Annotated in this window: 16 protein-coding genes; 14 read left to right on the plus strand and 2 right to left on the minus strand. The window is 65.3% G+C overall.

Annotated features, from left to right (window positions below):
- Positions 1–435 precede the first annotated feature (435 nt).
- The 13 genes from AZKH_RS23470 to AZKH_RS23530 all read left to right on the plus strand — a co-directional run bounded on the left by AZKH_RS23470 (position 436) and on the right by AZKH_RS23530 (position 13,328).
- The gene (locus tag AZKH_RS23470; RefSeq protein ID WP_015451787.1) at positions 436–2,271 is read left to right on the plus strand and encodes a PEP-utilizing enzyme; all 1,836 of its coding nucleotides are present in this window, start codon (positions 436–438) and stop codon (positions 2,269–2,271) included.
- Positions 2,272–2,284: 13 nt separating this feature from the next.
- Positions 2,285–3,412, plus strand: coding sequence for a PEP/pyruvate-binding domain-containing protein (locus AZKH_RS23475; protein WP_015451788.1), 1,128 nt, complete (start codon positions 2,285–2,287; stop codon positions 3,410–3,412).
- A 13-nt stretch (positions 3,413–3,425) separates the two neighbouring features.
- Positions 3,426–4,094, plus strand: coding sequence for a CBS domain-containing protein (locus AZKH_RS23480; RefSeq protein WP_015451789.1), 669 nt, complete (start codon positions 3,426–3,428; stop codon positions 4,092–4,094).
- Between the two features lie 46 nt (positions 4,095–4,140).
- Entirely contained in the window at positions 4,141–5,562 is a 1,422-nt protein-coding gene (ppcB, locus tag AZKH_RS23485) for a phenylphosphate carboxylase subunit beta (protein WP_015451790.1), read from the plus strand.
- A gap of 15 nt (positions 5,563–5,577) precedes the next feature.
- Positions 5,578–6,087: a phenylphosphate carboxylase subunit delta gene (gene ppcD, locus AZKH_RS23490; protein ID WP_015451791.1), complete on the plus strand. Its 510-nt coding sequence runs from the start codon at positions 5,578–5,580 to the stop codon at positions 6,085–6,087.
- 36 nt (positions 6,088–6,123) lie between these two features.
- Positions 6,124–7,584 (plus strand): phenylphosphate carboxylase subunit alpha, encoded by a 1,461-nt coding sequence (gene ppcA / locus AZKH_RS23495; RefSeq protein ID WP_015451792.1) that lies wholly within the window; start codon positions 6,124–6,126, stop codon positions 7,582–7,584.
- Between the two features lie 9 nt (positions 7,585–7,593).
- Positions 7,594–7,851: a phenylphosphate carboxylase subunit gamma gene (ppcG, locus tag AZKH_RS23500; protein WP_015451793.1), complete on the plus strand. Its 258-nt coding sequence runs from the start codon at positions 7,594–7,596 to the stop codon at positions 7,849–7,851.
- A gap of 69 nt (positions 7,852–7,920) precedes the next feature.
- Entirely contained in the window at positions 7,921–9,267 is a 1,347-nt protein-coding gene (locus tag AZKH_RS23505) for a UbiD family decarboxylase (RefSeq protein WP_041657882.1), read from the plus strand.
- A 14-nt stretch (positions 9,268–9,281) separates the two neighbouring features.
- Positions 9,282–9,881, plus strand: coding sequence for a UbiX family flavin prenyltransferase (locus tag AZKH_RS23510; protein ID WP_015451795.1), 600 nt, complete (start codon positions 9,282–9,284; stop codon positions 9,879–9,881).
- A complete protein-coding gene (locus AZKH_RS23515) occupies positions 9,878–10,315 on the plus strand; it encodes a DUF120 domain-containing protein (RefSeq protein WP_015451796.1) in 438 nt (145 codons plus the stop codon). The genes AZKH_RS23510 and AZKH_RS23515 overlap by 4 nt, the downstream gene beginning before the upstream one ends.
- Before the next feature lie 19 nt (positions 10,316–10,334).
- A complete protein-coding gene (locus tag AZKH_RS23520) occupies positions 10,335–10,880 on the plus strand; it encodes an NUDIX domain-containing protein (RefSeq protein ID WP_015451797.1) in 546 nt (181 codons plus the stop codon).
- Positions 10,881–11,044: 164 nt separating this feature from the next.
- Positions 11,045–12,343, plus strand: a complete 1,299-nt coding sequence (locus tag AZKH_RS23525) for a phenylacetate--CoA ligase family protein (protein WP_015451798.1) — start codon at positions 11,045–11,047, stop codon at positions 12,341–12,343.
- A gap of 55 nt (positions 12,344–12,398) precedes the next feature.
- Positions 12,399–13,328 (plus strand): transporter, encoded by a 930-nt coding sequence (locus AZKH_RS23530; RefSeq protein ID WP_015451799.1) that lies wholly within the window; start codon positions 12,399–12,401, stop codon positions 13,326–13,328.
- 66 nt (positions 13,329–13,394) lie between these two features.
- Here AZKH_RS23530 and AZKH_RS23535 read toward each other — a convergent pair whose 3' ends face one another.
- Both AZKH_RS23535 and folD read right to left on the minus strand, forming a co-directional pair.
- On the minus strand, positions 13,395–15,032 hold the full coding sequence (locus tag AZKH_RS23535; RefSeq protein ID WP_015451800.1) for an electron transfer flavoprotein-ubiquinone oxidoreductase: 1,638 nt from the start codon (positions 15,030–15,032) through the stop codon (positions 13,395–13,397).
- Positions 15,033–15,210: 178 nt separating this feature from the next.
- Positions 15,211–16,083, minus strand: a complete 873-nt coding sequence (folD, locus tag AZKH_RS23540; protein ID WP_015451801.1) for a bifunctional methylenetetrahydrofolate dehydrogenase/methenyltetrahydrofolate cyclohydrolase FolD — start codon at positions 16,081–16,083, stop codon at positions 15,211–15,213.
- 298 nt (positions 16,084–16,381) lie between these two features.
- On the opposite strand from folD, the gene AZKH_RS23545 reads away from it, so the two are divergent.
- Positions 16,382–17,950: a trimethylamine methyltransferase family protein gene (locus AZKH_RS23545; protein ID WP_015451802.1), complete on the plus strand. Its 1,569-nt coding sequence runs from the start codon at positions 16,382–16,384 to the stop codon at positions 17,948–17,950.
- Positions 17,951–18,089 lie beyond the last annotated feature (139 nt).

An 18,089-nucleotide genomic window follows, 5' to 3' on the forward strand; every position in this document is an offset into this window, starting at 1 on the left:
GCTGTCTCCTCCTGGATCGTTCCTTCTACGCGCCGTCCCCGCCGTGCGTATTGACACATATCAAACGATTTGAAGTCCTGCTTTTTGTGGCAAATCGCGCGCTTCCGGCACGGAATTTACCAAATGATCACTTCACCTTCCGCGAGGGCCGAAACCTCATCAAATGATCAAACGGCGCAGGAGCCGGACGGGGCCGCAATGCCCATCGTTGCTGGGAAAAACGGGCAATTTGGATGGCTATTTTCCGCATCTGCGTCATTGGCCCGGATGCCGCACGGACATGCATTTTCCGGCCTTTGAAAATTCCATATACATATCCATTTGCTGCGCCGCGTGATGACGCGGTGGCACAGCGCTTGCGATTGCTGTCCGGCAACCGGTCGCGAAACGAGCCCGGCCAAACCGAAAAACGACACAGCACGAAGGGGACGCACGATGAAGTTTCCTGTTCCGCACGACGTGAAGGGCAAGACGATTCCGGGGACCGAAGGTTGGGAGCGGATGTATCCGTATCACTACCAGTTCGTCACGGACGATGCCGAGCGCAACCAGTACGAGAAGGAGACGTTCTGGTTCTACGACGGATTGCACTACCCCGAGCCGCTCTACCCCTTCGACACGATCTGGGACGAGGCCTGGTATCTCGCGCTGTCGCAGTTCAACAATCGCATCTTCCAGGTGCCGCCGGTGCGCGGCGTCGACCACCGCATCATCAACGGCTACGTCTATATCTCGCCGGTGCCGGTCAAGGACCCGGACGAGATCGGCCGGCGCGTGCCCAACTTCATGGAGCGCGCGGGCTACTACTACAAGAACTGGGACGAGCTCGAAGCGAAGTGGAAGACGAAGATGGAGGGCACGATCGCCGAGCTCGAGGCGCTGCAGATCCCGCGCCTGCCGGAGGTCGAGGACCTGAGGGTGGTGACCGACGGGGTCGGTGAATCGACCGCCTACCACCTGCTGAAGAACTACGACGACCTCATCAACCTCGGCATCCGCTGCTGGCAGTACCACTTCGAGTTCCTGAACCTGGGCTATGCGGCCTACGTGTTCTTCATGGACTTCACGCAGAAGCTGTTCCCCAGCATCCCGCTGCAGCGCGTGACGCAGATGATCTCGGGCATCGACGTGATCATGTACAAGTCCGACGACGAGCTGAAGGAGCTGGCGAAGAAGGCGGTCGCGCTGGAAGTCGATGACATCGTGACCGCGCACCGCGAATGGGCCGACGTGAAGGCCGCGATGGCTGGTCGGCGCCACGGCGACGAGTGGCTCGCGGCTTTCGAGAAGGCGCGTTACCCGTGGTTCAACATTTCGTCCGGCACCGGCTGGTTCCACACGGACCGCAGCTGGAACGACAACCTCAACCTGCCGCTCGATGGCATCCAGACCTACATCGGCAAGCTGCGCGACGGCGTGGCCATTGACCGGCCGATGGAGGCCGTGCGCGCCGAGCGCGACCGCGTGACCGCCGAATACCGCGACTTGATCGACAACGACCAGGACCGCAAGCAGTTCGACGAGCTCCTCGGTTGCGCCCGCACCGTCTTCCCCTACGTCGAGAACCATTTGTTCTACGTCGAGCATTGGTTCCACTCCGTCTTCTGGAACAAGATGCGCGAAGTGGCCGCGATCATGCAGGAACATGGCGTGATTGCCGAGATCGAGGACATTTGGCTGTTGCGCCGCGACGAGATCAAGCAGGCGCTGTGGGACATCGTCACGGCGTGGGCGACGGGCGTGACGCCGCGCGGCACGAAGACCTGGCCCGCCGAGATCGAGTGGCGCAAGGGCGTGATGCAGAAGTTCCGCGAGTGGGCGCCGCCGCCTGCGATCGGTATCGCGCCGGAGGTGATCCAGGAGCCCTTCACGATCGTGTTGTGGGGCGTCACCAACAGCTCGCTGTCGGCGTGGGCCTCGGTGCAGGAGGTCGCCGATCCGGACAGCATCACCGAGCTGAAGGGCTTCCCGGCGAGCCCCGGCACCGTCGAAGGCAAGGCGCGCGTATGCCGCAGCGCGGAGGAGATCCGCGACCTGCAGGAAGGCGAAATCCTCGTCGCCCCGACCACCTCGCCGTCCTGGGCGCCCGCGTTCGCGAAGATCAAGGCCTGCATCACCGACGTCGGCGGCGTGATGAGCCACGCGGCAATCGTGTGCCGCGAGTACGGCATGCCGGCGGTCGTCGGCACCGGCCATTCCACTCGCGTGATCAAGACCGGGATGACGCTGCGCGTCGATGGCTCGTCCGGCCTGGTCACCATCGTCCAGTGAAGAGGGAAACAGCATGGGAAGCGCTTTGATGGCCGAAGAAGTGCGCCTCGCCCCCGGCATCGACAGCCGGGCGCCGAAGGTGTGCATGTTCGAGGACTGCAACAAGGACTCCGTGCCGCTCGTCGGCGGCAAGTGCTCGTCGCTCGGCGAACTGATCAACGCGGGCGTCCGGGTGCCGCCGGGCTTCGCGGTGACAACCGCCGGCTACGCGCAGTTCATGCACGAGGGCGGCATCCAGGCGGAGGTCAATGCCCTGCTCGAAGGGCTGGATCACGACGACATGGACAAGCTGGAGGCCGCCTCCAGCGCCATTCGCGAAATGATCGAGTCGCGGCCGATCTCGATCGAGCTGGAGGACCTGATCGCCGAGGCATATCGGAAGCTGTCGGTGCGCTGCTACCTGCCGGCGGCGCCGGTCGCGGTGCGCTCCAGCGCGACGGCGGAGGACCTGCCGGGCGCGAGCTTCGCCGGCCAGCAGGATACCTACCTGTGGATCCGCGGCGTCGACGAGGTGATCCGCCACGTGCGCCGCTGCTTCTCCAGCCTCTATACGGCTCGCGCCATCGCCTACCGCATCCGCATGGGCTTCCCGCACGAGCAGGTCGCGATCAGCGTGGGCGTGCAGAAGATGGCGAACGCGTACACGGCGGGCGTGATGTTCACGCTTCATCCCTCGACCGGCGACCGCTCGGTGATCGTGATCGACTCGAACTTCGGCTTCGGCGAATCGGTGGTGTCGGGCGAGGTGACGCCGGACAACTTCGTCGTCAACAAGGTCACGCTGGACATCATCGAGCGGACGATCTCGACCAAGGAGATCTGCTACACGGCCGACCTCAAACTGCAGCGTTCGGTGGCGATGGAGGTGCCGGCCGAGCGCCAGAACATCCAGTCGCTGATCGACGACGAGATCACCGAGCTCGCGTGGATGGCGAAGAAGATCGAGAAGCACTACGGCCGTCCGATGGACATCGAGTGGGCGATCGACAAGAACCTGCCGGTGGGCGGCAACGTGTTCGTGCTGCAGGCCCGCCCCGAGACGATCTGGAGCAACAGGCAGAAGGCGCCGGCGACGACCGGGGCGACCTCGGCGATGGATTACATCGTCTCGAACCTGCTCGTCGGCAAGCGCCTGGCCTGAGGAGGACACGACCATGATCGTACGCAACTGGATGCAATCGAACCCCGCGGTGCTCGGCAGCGACACGCTGCTGTCGGAGGCGAAGCGGATCCTCTCGGAAACCAACCTGCACGCGTTGCCGGTCGTCGATGACGGACGACTGCGCGGGCTCGTGACCCGTGCTGGCTGCCTGCGCGCCGCGCACGCCGCGCTGCGCAGCCAGAGCCCCGACGAGCTCAACTACTTTTCGAACCACGTGAAGGTGAAGGACGTGATGGTGCGCAACCCCGCCACCATCGATGCCAACGACACGATGGAGCGCTGCCTGCAGGTCGGCCAGCAGTACGGCGTCGGGCAATTGCCGGTGATGGACGGCAGCCATGTTGTCGGGATGATCTCGGCAATAGAGATGTTCTCGCTCGCGGCGCATTTCCTCGGCGCCTGGGAGCGCCGCAGCGGCGTGACGCTCGCGCCGACGCGCATCGGCCCCGGGACGATTGGCCGCATCGCCGACATCGTCGAAGGCACCGGCGCGGAAGTGCACGCGATCTACCCGATCAGCCTCGGCCCGAAGGGTGTGGCGAGCGGCGACCAGGAGCGCAAGGTCATCGTCCGCTTCCATCACGCAGACACCGCCGAAGTCACGCGAGCACTCACTGCGGCCGGCTACGAGGTCATCGAGTCGGTCCAGGCCACGCACTGATCCCCGCCATTTTCAAATCCCGCTTTTCCGCCAAGGAGTCATCCGAATGGATCTGAGATATTTCATCAACCAGTGCGCCGAAGCTCATGAACTGAAGCGCGTGACGACCGAAGTCGACTGGAATCTGGAGCTGTCGCACGTCTCGAAGCTCACCGAGGAGAAGAAAGGCCCGGCGCTGCTGTTCGAGAGCGTGAAGGGCTACGACACGCCGGTGTTCACGGGCGCCTTCGCGACGACCAAGCGCCTCGCGATCATGCTCGGCCTGCCGCACGACCTGACGCTATGCCAGTCCGCGCAGCAGTGGATGAAGAAGACGATCACCTCCGAGGGCCTGATCAAGGCGAAGGAAGTGAAGGACGGCCCGGTGCTGGAAAACGTGCTCGCTGGCAACAAGGTCGACCTCAACATGTTCCCGGTGCCGAAGTTCTTCCCGCTCGACGGCGGGCGCTACATCGGCACGATGGTGTCGGTGGTGCTCCGCGACCCGGAAACGGGCGAGGTGAACCTCGGCACCTATCGCATGCAGATGCTCGACGACAAGCGCTGCGGCGTGCAGATCCTGCCCGGCAAGCGCGGCGAGCGGATCATGAAGAAGTACGCCAAGATGGGCAAGAAGATGCCTGCGGCGGCGATCATCGGCTGCGACCCGCTGATCTTCATGGCCGGCACGCTGATGCACAAGGGCGCGTCTGACTACGACATCACCGGCACCGTGCGCGGCCAGCAGGCCGAGTTCCTGATGGCGCCGCTGACGGGGCTGCCGGTGCCGGCGGGCGCGGAGATCGTGCTGGAAGGCGAGATCGATCCGAACAACTTCCTCCCGGAAGGTCCGTTCGCCGAGTACACCGGTTACTACACCGACGAGCTGCACAAGCCGATCCCGAAGCCGGTGCTCGAGGTGCAGCAGATCCTGCATCGCAACAACCCGATCCTGTGGGCGACCGGCCAGGGCCGTCCGGTGACCGACGTGCATATGCTGCTCGCCTTCACGCGCACGGCGACGCTGTGGACCGAGCTCGAGCAGATGCGCATCCCCGGCGTGCAGTCGGTGTGCGTGCTGCCCGAATCGGCCGGGCGCTTCTGGACGGTGGTGTCCGTGAAGCAGGCCTATCCGGGGCATTCGCGCCAGGTGGCCGACGCGGTGATCGGCAGCAACACCGGCAACTACGGCATGAAGGGCGTCATCACGGTGGATGAGGACATCGCCGCCGACGACCTGCAGCGCGTGTTCTGGGCGCTGTCCTGCCGCTACGACCCGATGCGCGGCACGGAACTCATCAAACGCGGCCGCTCGACGCCGCTCGACCCGGCGCTCGACCCCGACTCCGACAAGCTCATGACCTCTCGCATCCTGATGGACGCCTGCATTCCGTACGAATGGAAGCAAAAGCCGGTCGAGGCGCGCATGGACGAGGAGACGCTCGCGAAGATCCGCGCGCGCTGGCACGAGTACGGGATCGGCATCTGAAAGGGAATCGAAGACATGGAACAGGCCAAGAACATCAAGCTGGTGATCCTCGACGTCGACGGCGTCATGACCGACGGGCGCATCGTGATCAACGACGAGGGCGTCGAGTCGCGCAACTTCGACATCAAGGACGGCATGGGCGTCGTGGTGCTGCAGCTGTGCGGCGTCGAGGTCGCGATCATCACGTCGAAGAAGTCCGGCGCGGTGCGCCATCGCGCCGAGGAGCTGAAGATCCGCCGCTTCTATGAGGGCATCAAGAAGAAGACCGAGCCCTACGTGCAGATGCTCGAGGAGATGAACATCTCCGACGCCGAGGTCTGCTACGTCGGCGACGACCTCGTCGATCTGTCGATGATGAAGCGCGTCGGTCTGCCGATCGCCGTCGGCGACGCGGTCGCGGACGTCAAGGAGGCCGCGGCCTACGTGACGACTGCGCGCGGCGGGCACGGCGCAGTGCGGGAGGTCGCGGAGCTGATCCTCAAGGCACAGGGCAAGTGGGACGCAGTGCTCTCGAAGATCCACTGATTCACGCAGACGACATTCACCAGCTAGGAGATCGACGTGGGAAAGATTTCGGCACCCCGCAACAACCGCGAATTCGTCGAGGCGTGCGTCAAGTCCGGCGACGCGGTGCGCATCAAGCAGGAAGTGGACTGGGACAACGAGGCCGGCGCGATCGTGCGCCGCGTGTGCGAGCTCGGCGAAGCCGCGCCCTTCATGGAGAGCATCAAGGACTACCCGGGCTTCAGCTACTTCGGCGCGCCGCTGTCGACCTATCGCCGCATGGCGATTGCGCTCGGCATGGACCCGGCTTCGACCTTGCCGCAGATCGGCGCGGAATACCTCAAGCGCACCAACAGCGAGCCGATCGCGCCGGTCGTCATCGACAAGCGCGACGCGCCGTGCAAGGAGAACATCCTGCTCGGCAAGGACGTCGACCTGTGCAAGCTGCCCGTGCCGCTGGTGCATGACGGCGACGGCGGGCGCTACGTAGGCACCTGGCACGCGGTCATCACCAAGCATCCCGTGCGCGGCGACGTGAACTGGGGCATGTACCGCCAGATGATGTGGGACAGCCGCACGATGTCGGGCGCGGTGTTTCCGTTCTCGGACCTCGGCAAGACGCTGACCGACTACTACCTGCCGCGCGGCGAGGGCTGCCCCTTCGCGACCGCGATCGGCCTGTCGCCGCTCGCCGCGATGGCCGCGTGCGCGCCCTCCCCGATCCCTGAACCGGAGCTCACCGGCATGCTGGCGGGCGAGCCGGTGCGGCTCGTGAAGTGCGAGACCAACGACCTCGAAGTCCCGGCGGACGCCGAGATCATCATCGAGGGCATGATCCTGCCCGACTACAAGGTCGAGGAAGGCCCGTTCGGCGAATACACCGGCTACCGCACCAGCCCGCGCGACTTCCGCGTGACCTTCCGCGTCGATGCGATCACCTATCGCAACAACGCGACGATGACGATCTCGAACATGGGCGTGCCGCAGGACGAGGGGCAGCTGCTGCGTTCGTTCTCGCTGGGGCTGGAGCTGGAAAAGCTGCTGAAGAGCCAGGGCATCCCGGTGACCGGCGTGTACATGCACCCGCGCTCCACGCACCACATGATGATCGTCGGCGTGAAGCCGACTTACGCCGGCATCGCGATGCAGATCGCGCAGCTCGCGTTCGGCTCGAAGCTCGGCCCGTGGTTCCACATGGTGATGGTGGTCGACGACCAGACCGACATCTTCAACTGGGACGAGGTCTATCACGCGTTCTGCACGCGCTGCAATCCGGAGCGCGGCATCCATGTCTTCAAGAACACAACCGGCACGGCGCTCTACCCGCACGCGACCCCGCACGACCGCAAGTACTCGATCGGCTCGCAGGTGCTGTTCGACTGCCTGTGGCCGGTCGATTGGGACAAGACCAACGACGTGCCGACGCTCGTGAGCTTCAAGAACGTCTACCCAAAGAACGTGCAGGAAAAGGTCCTCAATAGCTGGGCCGATTACGGCTTCCGCGGCACGAAGAAATAAGGAGCGGTCATGGCAAACAAGTGGGAAGTGTTCGTGATGGATCTCGGGGAGCTGGCCGAGGGCAAGGAGCTGGAGCTGACGATCCGCACGCTCAACGACGGGCTGCACAAGTACACCTACCAGCGCGCGAAGGTGGAGGTGTCGAGCAAGCTCGACCAGTTCCCCGACAGCCTGCAGGTGCGACTCGGGCGCGGGCAGCTGAGTGATCGGCGGTTCTCGATCCGCGTGATCGAGCGCGTCGAGCGCATGCCGGCGCGGTATCTGTAAGCAGTGCAAACCGGGCGGGCCGCGTGCCTGCCCGGCCCGATTTTCATCATCGAACGGAACAGCGAAACAATGGCCTACCCCGACCTGCGCAGCTTCCTGGACGACCTCGGTGACGACCTGCTGCACGTGCGCGAGGCGTTCGACCCAAAGTTCGAGATCGCGGCCGTGCTGCGCAGCCTGCCGGCGGACGCACCTGCGGCGCTGTTCGAGAACGTGCGCGGATACCCGGGCGCGCGCGTCGCCGGCAACCTCTTCGGCGGACGCCGCCGCGTCGCGCGCGCCTTCGGCACGACGGAAGACCGCCTCGCGCAGACCTGGCTGGACAACAAGCAGCGCGCGATTGCGCCGGTTTCCGCAAAATCCGCGCCGGTGCAGGAAGTCGTGCATCGCGCGCCGGACGAGCTGCTGTCGCTGCTGCCGGTCCTGACGCATCACGAGAAGGACGGTGCGCCGTTCATCACGACGGGCGTCGTGCTATGCACCGACCCTGCGACCGGACGTCGCGGCATGGGCATCCATCGCATGATGATCAAGGGCGGCAATCGTCTCGGCATCCTGCTCGCGAACCCGCCGCTGTCGCAGTTCCATGCCAATGCCGAAGCGAAGGGCGAGGCGCTCGACGTCGCGATCGCGCTGGGGCTCGAGCCCGCGACGCTGCTCGCATCCGTCGTGCGCAGCGGGCCGCTGGGGCCGGACAAGATGGCCGTCGCGGGCGGGCTGCGCGGCGATCCCGTGGAGCTCGTGCGCGCGCTGACCGTGGATGTCGAAGTCCCCGCGCGCGCCGAGATCGTCATCGAAGGCCGCATCCTGCCGGGCCTGCGCGAACCGGAAGGTCCGTTCGGCGAAAACACCGGCTACTACTTCTCGAACGTCAGCCCCGTGGTCGAAGTCACGGCCGTCACGCACCGCGACAACTTCATCTACCCGGGCCTGTGCCCGTGGTCGGGCGACGTCGACACCCTGCTCTCGCTCGCCGCCGGTACCGAGCTGCTGGGCCAGTTGCAGACCATGGTCGCGGGCGTAGTCGATCTGGACCTCACCGGCGGCACAGCCGGCTTCTCGGCCGCGATTGCAGTGAAGGGCTGTCCGCGCCACGAAGTGCGGCGCCTGATCATGCTCGCGCTGAACCTCGACAAGCGCCTGAAGACCGTCACGGTCGTCGATGACGACGTGAACATCCGCGACCCGCGCGAAGTCGCGTGGACCATGGCGACGCGCTACCTGCCCGAACGCGACACCGTGATCATCGGCGGCGCCGAAGGCTACGTCATCGACCCGTCGTCGGCCGGCACCAGCGCCGGCTCCAAGGCCGGCTTCGTCGCAACGCGCGGCGCCGGCCCCGAATTCGACCGCATCACCCTGCCCGCTGCGGCCCTCGCCAAGGCGCAGGCCCTCCTCGCAACGCTTCGCAATTGATGGAGACACGCACCATGAGAATCGTCGTCGGCATTTCCGGAGCAAGCGGTGCGATCTACGGCATCCGCATCCTCGAAGCCCTCAAGCAAATCGGCGTCGAGACCGACCTCGTGATGTCGGATTCGGCCAAGCGCACGATCGTGTACGAGACCGATTACTCGATCAACGACGTCAAGCGCCTCGTCTCCTGCGTGCATGACAACAATGACGTCGGCGCGTCGATTGCGAGCGGCTCGTTCAAGCACGCCGGCATGATCATCGCGCCCTGCTCGATCAAGACGCTCTCGGCGGTGGCCAACTGCTTCAACACGAACCTGCTGATTCGCGCGGCCGACGTCACGCTCAAGGAGCGCCGCAAGCTCGTGCTGATGCTGCGCGAGACGCCGCTGCACCTCGGCCACCTGCGTCTGATGGCGCAGGCGACCGAGACCGGCGCAGTGCTGGTGCCGCCGCTGCCGGCCTTCTACCACCGGCCCAAGACGCTCGACGACATCATCAACCAGTCGGTGACCAAGGTGCTGGACCAATTCGACCTCGACACCGACCTCTTCGGCCGCTGGACCGGCAACGAGGAGCGCGAGCACGCCAAGTCGCGGCAGGAGCAGCCGGCATGATGACCGACACAACCCGGATCGAGCTCGAGGGCCACGTCTGCCCGGGGCGGGGCGAAGCCGCAGGTTTCACGTCGCTGGAATGGGTGATCGTCGAATTCCGCAAAGCACTCGGCTTCATCCCCTGGCCCGGCACCTTCAACCTGCGCATGCGCGGCGCGTCCTGGGATCGCGCACGACGACGCCTGCGTGCAACCGCCGGTATCCCGATCGCCCCCCGGGCCGGGTTCTGCGCGGCGAAGTGCTTCGGCGTGCACATCGCCGGACACCTCACGGGCGCGGTTGTCTTTCCGGCAATGCCCGACTACCCCGACGACAAGTTCGAGATCGTCGCCCCGCTGCCAATTCGCGAAACGCTCGGCCTGCAGGACGGCGATCTCGTCAACCTGAGCCTCGATCTCGCCACGTCTGCCCGCCGCGGCGGACTGCCGGCCTGACCCTTCAAGGAGAAACGCGATGGCCCCGAAGTTCTGCCCGCAATGCAGCACGGCGCTGGTCCTTGGGAAGATCCACGGCCGCGAGCGCGAGACCTGTCCCGCCTGCGGCGAAACCTTCTTCCACAAGCCGGCGCCCGTCGTGCTCGCGGTGATCGAACACGACGGCAAGCTGGTGCTGATCCGTCGCAATCTTGACCCGCTCGCCGGCTACTGGGCGCCACCGGGGGGCTACGTCGAACTGGGCGAATCCCTGGAGGAGGCCGTCATCCGCGAGGCGCACGAGGAGACCGGGCTGGAAGTAGTCGTCGACGGGCTGATTGGCGTGTACTCGCAGGCGGACGTGCGCGCCGTAATCCTCGCCTTCCGCGCGCACTCGATCGGCGGCCAACCGGTCGCGGGCGACGACGCCGGGGAGATCCGCCTCGTCGCCCCCGGACAACTCCCGGTGCAGCGCACGCCCGAAGGTGCACCGCCGATCGATCGCTGGTTCTACGACGTTATTCACGAAGTCACCGCACCATGGAAATGGGGGCGCCAAGGCGCCAGAACAATGATGAGGAGATAACGATGATCGCAGCGACGCCTCACCTTTCGGGCTGAGCGCCCGGCGCCCGCGCGACGCGGGCTCGACCACAGATCCGCAGCATCCGCCCGTACGGCAATGCCTCCTCCCAAACCCGGACGGCATCGCCGCGGGACGGTTCGTCCAGAATTTCGAGGAAGACAGTCATGGCGTATTTCGATCAGTCCACCGAAACCCTCCCCCGCGAAGAGCTCCGCGCGCTGCAGTTGCAAAAGCTGCAGGCGATGATGGCCGAGCTGTGGGGCAAGAACCGCTTCTACAGCAACAAATGGAAAGGCGTCGGCGTCGAGCCGCGTGACATCCGCACCCTCGACGACCTCGCGCGCCTGCCGCTGACAACCAAGTCCGAGCTGATGGAAGACCAGGCGGCGAACGGCCCCTTCGGCACCAACCTGACCTATCCGATCGAAAAGTACACGCGCCTGCATCAGACCTCCGGCACGACCGGCGTGCCGCTGAAGGTGCTCGACACAGCGGATTCGTGGGACTGGTGGGCGAAGTGCTGGGCGCACGTGCTGGCGGGCTCGGGCGTCAACGCGACCGACCGCGTCTTCCTCGCCTTCGCCTTCGGGCCCTTCATCGGCTTCTGGGCGGCACTCGAAGGTGCGCGCAAACTCGGTGCGGTGATGATTCCGGGCGGAGGCCGCGATTCGCTGCAACGCCTCGAACTGATGCGCGAAACGGGCGCGACGGTGCTGTGCTGTACGCCGACCTACGCGCTGCGCCTGGCCGAGGTCGCGCGTGAACATGGTTTCGACATGAGTTCGCTGGCGATGAAATCGACCGTCCACGCCGGCGAACCAGGCGCGAACATCCCCTCGACGAAGCAGCGCATCCAGGAAGCCTGGTCGGCAAAGTGCTTCGATCACGCCGGAGCCTCGGAGATCGGCGCGCACTCCTTCGAATGCGAGAAGCAGCCCGGCGGCACGCACCTGATCGAGTCTGAGTTCATCGCCGAAGTCATCAACCCGAAGACCGGCGAAGCGGTGAAGCCGGGCGAGCGCGGCGAGCTCGTCATCACCAACCTCGGGCGCTGGGGCTTCCCGCTGATCCGCTACCGCACGGGCGACCTCGTGGAGGTCAATCTCGATCCCTGTTCCTGTGGCCGGAGCTTCCTGCGCTTCCAGGGCGGCATCCTCGGGCGTGCCGACGACATGGTGACGGTGCGCGGCGTCAACGTCTTCCCGGCAGGCGTCGAGAACATCATCCGCAAGTTCACCGAGGTCGACGAGTTCCGCATCACCGTCAGCAAGGTCAAGCACATGGACGAGATGGACATCGAGGTCGAGCTCTGCGAAGGCGCCGACCCCGCCGTCGTGCATTCGATTGCCGAACGCCTCGACTCCGTGCTGGCCTTCCGTCCCCGCGTGCATAACGTCGGCCGCAACATCCTGCCCCGCTTCGACATGAAGGCGAAGCGCTTCCATGTGAATCGAGCGGCCTGAGCCGGCTTCGTAGCAAGCAACAGCATCACATACAAGAAACCAAGGAGGAGGAAGCATGACACTCAAGCAGATCTGCGTGGCGGTGGCCCTGACGGGAGCGATAGCGGGCAGCGCGTCGGCGAAGGAAGGTGCCGACCAATATCCGCACGGCGGCGAGAACTGGTTCGCGGGCGCCTTGCCCCCGCCGGGAGACTACTTCCTGAACTACTTCGGCTACTACAACGCCGACAACCTGCGCGACGGCGACGGTCACAAGGTCGACCACACCGGCGTCACCGCGTGGTTCGACGCGCTGCGCTACGTCAAGGTCACGAACACGCAGATCCTCGGCGGCAACTGGGCGATGCACGCGATCGTGCCGCTCGTGCACCAGAAGGTCACCCTGGGCGACAGCAAGACGGTCAGCGGATTGGGCGACATCGTGTTCTCGCCGCTGGTCATTTCCTGGCATGCCGGCAATTGGCACTGGGCCGCGGCCCTCGACATCTACGCGCCGACCGGCGAGTACAAGTCCGGCGATCCCAGGAAGAGCATCGGCGCGAACTACTGGAGCGTCGAACCGGTATTCGCGGCGACCTGGCTCAATGAGGCCGGCTGGGAGGTCTCGGCCAAGCTCATGTACAACATCAAGGCGAAGAACAGCGACTTCCGCCCCGCACCGGGCGCACCGAAGATGGAGTACGAGTCCGGCGACGAATTTCACATGGACTACCTCGTCGGCAAGCGCTTCGGGCCGTGGGGCGTGGGCCTCTCGGGCTACTACGTGAAGCAGACGACGGACGACAAGCTCGACGGCGACACGCTTTCGTCGTCGCTCGGGCCGTGGTCGTCGGGACGCAAGGGCCAAGTGTTCGCGATCGGCCCGAGCGTGAGCTACACAACCCAGAGCGGCACGATGCTGATCGGCCAATGGCAGCATGAAAGCGGCGCCGAAAACCGCTTCCAGGGGGACAAGGCCTGGTTCCGGCTGATCATGCCGTTTTGAACGAGGCCTTTCTGGCTCAGCGCCGGGAGCGCGAACATGTCGCGCCCCGTGCGCGACGTGTTCGCGCTACATGCCCGGATAGAGCGGCCCCTCTCCAGACTGCGGCACCGTCCAGTTGATGTTCTGGGTCGGATCCTTGATGTCGCACGTCTTGCAGTGCACGCAGTTCTGCGCGTTGATCTGCAGGCGCGGCCCGGCCTCCTCGCGCACGATCTCGTACACGCCGGCCGGGCAGTAGCGCTGCTCGGGGGCGTCGTACTTGGCGAGGTTCACCGCGATCGGCACTGAGGGGTCCTTGAGCCGCAGATGGCAGGGCTGGTCTTCCTCGTGGTTGGTGTTCGACAGGAACACCGATGACAGACGGTCGAAAGTCAGCACGCCGTCCGGCTTCGGATAGTCGATCTTCGGGCATTCGGAGGCGAGCTTGAGCTTGTCGTGGTCGGACGAGTTGCGCAGCGTCCAGGGCGCCTTGCCTTTGAGGACCTTCTGGTCGAAGCCGAAGAGGAATGAGCCCATCCACAGGCCCTTCTTCATGTACGGCTTGAAGTTGCGGGTCTTGTGCAGTTCGTCGAAGAGCCAGCTCGAACGGAAGGCTTCCGGGAAGGCGGCGAGTTCGTCGCGAGCGCGTTCCTGGCCGAGCGCTTCGAAAACCGCTTCGGCGGCGAGCGCACCGCTCTTGATCGCGGCGTGACTGCCCTTGATACGCGCGGCGTTCAAGAAACCTGCGTCGTCACCGATCAGCGCACCGCCCGGGAATACGAGCTTTGGCTGACTCTGCAGGCCGCCCGCGGCGATCGCCCGTGCGCCGTACGCCAGACGCTTGCCGCCTTCGAGAAATTGGCGGATCTCGGGGTGCGTCTTGTAGCGCTGGAATTCCTCGAAAGGCGAGAGATGCGGGTTCGTGTAGTTGAGGCCCACCACGTAACCCACCGCAACTAGATTGCCGTCGAGGTGATAGGCGAAGCCGCCGCCGTAGGTGTCCGAAGGCAGCGGCCAGCCGGCGGTGTGCACGACGAGCCCCTTCTGGTGGCGCTCGGCCGGCACTTCCCACAGCTCCTTGATGCCGATGCCGTAGGTCTGCGGATCGATGCCGTTTCTGAGGTTGAACTTCGCCTCCAGTTGCTTGCCGAGGTGGCCGCGACAGCCTTCCGCGAAGAGCGTGTATTTCGCGTGCAGCTCCATCCCCGGCTGATAGGCGGGGCCCTGCTCGCCGTCGCGCGTGACGCCCATATCGCCGGTCGCGACACCCTTCACGGCGCCGTTCTCGTCATACAGAATCTCGGCACCGGCGAAGCCGGCATAGACCTCGACACCCAGCGCTTCAGCCTGCTCGCCCAGCCACTTCACGACGTTGCCCAGACGCACGATGTAGTTGCCGTGGTTGAGGAAACAGTCGGGCAGCAGCTTATTGGGGATGCGGCGCCCGCCGGTCTCGTTGAGGAAGATCACGCGGTCTTCCGAAACCGGCGTATCGAGCGGCGCCCCCCTCTCCTTCCAGTCGGGGAGGAGTTCGGTGAGGGCGCGCGGGTCCATCACCGCGCCCGAGAGAATATGCGCGCCGATCTCGGCGGCTTTCTCGATCAGGCACACCGAGAGTTCACGCCCGGCGTCGGCGGCGAGTTGCTTCAGCCGGATCGCCGCAGCGAGTCCTGCCGGACCGCCACCGACGATCAGGACATCGAATTCCATCGATTCGCGTTCCATACACATCATCCAGTAATCAGCGATATTCACCGAGCCGCAATGACCATCGGCTCCTGCGGGCGAACGCCCAATAAAAGAAAAGGCCTATCCGGCCGACCCGACCGGATAGGCAAAAGCGACCGACGCTCGAGGGAGAAACGGGAGAGGGAGCGCGCCGGTCGAGGAGACTCTGGGAACATCAGGCCTCGGCCAGCTGTTCCGCCGGCACCAGCCGCTCGGCTGACTGCACGGTGTTGTGGACCAGCATCGTCACCGTCATCGGGCCGACTCCGCCCGGCACGGGTGTGATGTAGGAAGCTTTCTGCCGCACGCCTTCGAAGTCGACGTCGCCGACGAGCCGCCCATCGGGCAGGCGGTTGATGCCGACGTCGATCACCACCGCGCCGGTCTTCACCATCTGCGGCAGGATCAGGTTCGGCCGGCCAGCCGCCACCACGAGGATGTCGGCGAGGATCGTCAGCTGCGCCAAGTCGCGCGTCTTCGCGTGGCAGATGCAGACCGTCGCATCCTTCTGCATCAGCATCAGCGCCATCGGCTTGCCGACGATGTTGCTCGCGCCGACCACGACGACGTTCTGGCCTTCGACGGGGATGTCCTCGTATTCGAGCATCTTCTGGACGCCGTACGGCGTGCAGGGTGGAAAGATTGTGTTGCCGAGGACGAGGCCGCCGACGTTATAGAGATGGAATCCATCGACGTCCTTCTCCTGCGAGATCGTCTCCAGCACGCGACGGACGTTGAACTGCGGCGGCAGCGGCAGCTGGACGAGGATGCCGTGGACCTCGGGGTCCGCATTCAGGCTGCGGATCAGCGCTTCGACCTCGCGATCCGGCGTGTCGGCGGCGAAGCGATGCACCGTCGACTTGAGGCCGACCTCGGTACAGGCCTTGACCTTGTTGGCAACATAGACCTGCGACGCGGGGTTGTCGCCCACAATGATCACCGCCAGGCCGGGCTGGATGCCGCGCGCCTGCAGCGCTGCGACGCGCTCCCGACACTCCTCGCGCACCTGGCGTGCGACCGCGTGTCCATCGATTATCTTCGCGACCATCTTTGTCTCATCTCCGTGTGTGGCGCCCCGTGCGGCACTTCGCGAAGCGCATGGTAGGGCCAAGCAGAAACGGACAAGCGGCCGCGGACGACTAGCGCATACCTGAATGCGACCATTCGACAAACGCGGATTTGCCCAACGCCGAGCGACCTATATGCACCATGTCGCCGCCGTGCAAAGGGGCGTCGCCCCCGTGGCGGGCCCGGCAAGACCCCTTGACGATAATTGGCATTGCCGGCAGCGGGCGGCCCGATCGTGGCCGTGCGCGCTCCCGCATTCCCTATCCTCAGGAGATATCATGGACGACCAAGTAGCGGCAGCGCCGCGCTCCCGACGCGCCGGCGGGCGCGAAGCCAAACGTGCTGCACGCTCCGGGCGCGCGGTCGCATCGGTCCCGTACATCACGCGCAAGATTCCCTACTTCGAGGTTGTGGACGAGGAAGGGCTGGCGACGATCGAGCGCAACGCCGACATCATCCTCGAGGAAATCGGCATCGAGTTCCGCGACGACCCCGAGGCGCTCGAAATCTGGAAGGCCGCCGGCGCCGAAGTCACCGGCGAGCGCGTGCGTATGCCCAGCGGCATGTGCCGGAAAATCATCCAGGCCAACGCCCCGCGCGAATTCATTCAGCATGCGCGCAATCCCGAGCGCAATGTCGTCATCGGCGGCAAGAATACGGTCTTCGTGCCGGCCTACGGCTCACCCTTCATCCGCAACCTCGACGACGGGCGCCGTTACGCGACGATCGAGGACTTCCGCAACTTCGTGAAGCTCGCCTATCTCGCGCCCTCGCTGCACCATTCGGGCGGCACGATCTGCGAGCCGGTCGACCTGCCGGTCAACAAGCGCCACTTCGACATGGTCTATAGCCATGTGAAGTACAGCGACAAACCGTTCATGGGCTCGGTCACCGCGCCCGAGCGCGCCGAAGACAGCATCGAGATCGTCAAGCGCCTGTTCGGCGACGATTTCACGGACCCCACGACCGGCCGCCCGAAAACCGCGCTGATCAGCCTCATCAACGCCAACTCGCCGATGACCTTCGACGCCACGATGCTGGGCGCGGCCAAGGTCTACGCGCGCGCCAACCAGGCCTGCATCGTCACGCCCTTCATCCTGTCGGGCGCGATGTCGCCGGTCACGGTCGCCGGCACCGCCGCGCAGACGCTCGCCGAGTCGATGGCGGGGATGGCCTTCATCCAGCTCGTCAACCCGGGCGCACCGGTCGTGCTCGGCAGCTTCGCCTCGTCGATCTCGATGCAGTCGGGCGCGCCCACTTTCGGCACCCCGGAACCCGCGCTGGTGCTGTACGTGATGGCCGCGCTCGCGCGCCGGCTCGGTGTGCCCTTCCGCTCCGGCGGTGGGCTGTGCGGCTCCAAGATTGCCGATGCGCAAGCCGCATTCGAAGCCGCCAACACGCTGCTGCCGACGAGCCTCGCCGGCGTCAACTTCGTGCTGCACACGGCCGGCTGGCTGGAAGGAGGGCTGTCGATGGGCTACGAGAAGTTCATCATGGACGTCGACCAGGCGGGCATGATGCACACCCTGCTCGCCGGCGTGGATCTTTCCGAAAACGGCCAGGCGATGGACGCCATCCGCGAAGTGGGCCCCGGCAAGCACTTCCTCGGCTGCGCCCACACGCAGGCGAATTTCGAGACCGCGTTCTACCGCTCGCCGATCGCCGACAACAACAGCTTCGAGCAGTGGGAAGTCGAGGGCCGCCAAGACCTCGCACAGCGCGCCAACACCCGCTGGAAGAAGCTGCTGGCCGAGTACGAAGCGCCGGCGCTCGATCCGGCCATCGACGAGTCGATTCGCGACTACATCGACCGCCGCAAAGCATCGTTCCCCGACTCCAACATCTAAGGGGCCATCGGCTCCCCGCTCCGCCTCACGGAGCGGGGAGCGCCGCGGACGTGCGCCCGAAACCCAGGCGCCCTCCCCGCCCCTCATCGGAAACAAAAATGAGCGCGCCCCCGTCAATTCACTGACGGGGGCGCGCGCC

Source organism: Azoarcus sp. KH32C (assembly GCF_000349945.1).
Lineage (GTDB): Bacteria > Pseudomonadota > Gammaproteobacteria > Burkholderiales > Rhodocyclaceae > Aromatoleum.

Excerpts from the sequence above, each read along its gene's own strand:
- AZKH_RS23545 (WP_015451802.1), top strand. The coding sequence starts at position 16,382 with ATGGACGACCAAGTAGCGGCAGCGCCGCGCTCCCGACGCGCCGGCGGG.
- AZKH_RS23515 (WP_015451796.1), top strand. The coding sequence starts at position 9,878 with ATGATGACCGACACAACCCGGATCGAGCTCGAGGGCCACGTCTGCCCG.
- AZKH_RS23470 (WP_015451787.1), top strand. The coding sequence starts at position 436 with ATGAAGTTTCCTGTTCCGCACGACGTGAAGGGCAAGACGATTCCGGGG.
- AZKH_RS23510 (WP_015451795.1), top strand. The coding sequence starts at position 9,282 with ATGAGAATCGTCGTCGGCATTTCCGGAGCAAGCGGTGCGATCTACGGC.
- AZKH_RS23530 (WP_015451799.1), top strand. The coding sequence starts at position 12,399 with ATGACACTCAAGCAGATCTGCGTGGCGGTGGCCCTGACGGGAGCGATA.
- ppcB (WP_015451790.1), top strand. The coding sequence starts at position 4,141 with ATGGATCTGAGATATTTCATCAACCAGTGCGCCGAAGCTCATGAACTG.
- AZKH_RS23480 (WP_015451789.1), top strand. The coding sequence starts at position 3,426 with ATGATCGTACGCAACTGGATGCAATCGAACCCCGCGGTGCTCGGCAGC.
- AZKH_RS23525 (WP_015451798.1), top strand. The coding sequence starts at position 11,045 with ATGGCGTATTTCGATCAGTCCACCGAAACCCTCCCCCGCGAAGAGCTC.
- ppcD (WP_015451791.1), top strand. The coding sequence starts at position 5,578 with ATGGAACAGGCCAAGAACATCAAGCTGGTGATCCTCGACGTCGACGGC.
- AZKH_RS23520 (WP_015451797.1), top strand. The coding sequence starts at position 10,335 with ATGGCCCCGAAGTTCTGCCCGCAATGCAGCACGGCGCTGGTCCTTGGG.
- ppcG (WP_015451793.1), top strand. The coding sequence starts at position 7,594 with ATGGCAAACAAGTGGGAAGTGTTCGTGATGGATCTCGGGGAGCTGGCC.
- AZKH_RS23535 (WP_015451800.1), bottom strand. The coding sequence starts at position 15,032 with ATGGAACGCGAATCGATGGAATTCGATGTCCTGATCGTCGGTGGCGGT.
- folD (WP_015451801.1), bottom strand. The coding sequence starts at position 16,083 with ATGGTCGCGAAGATAATCGATGGACACGCGGTCGCACGCCAGGTGCGC.
- AZKH_RS23505 (WP_041657882.1), top strand. The coding sequence starts at position 7,921 with ATGGCCTACCCCGACCTGCGCAGCTTCCTGGACGACCTCGGTGACGAC.
- AZKH_RS23475 (WP_015451788.1), top strand. The coding sequence starts at position 2,285 with ATGGGAAGCGCTTTGATGGCCGAAGAAGTGCGCCTCGCCCCCGGCATC.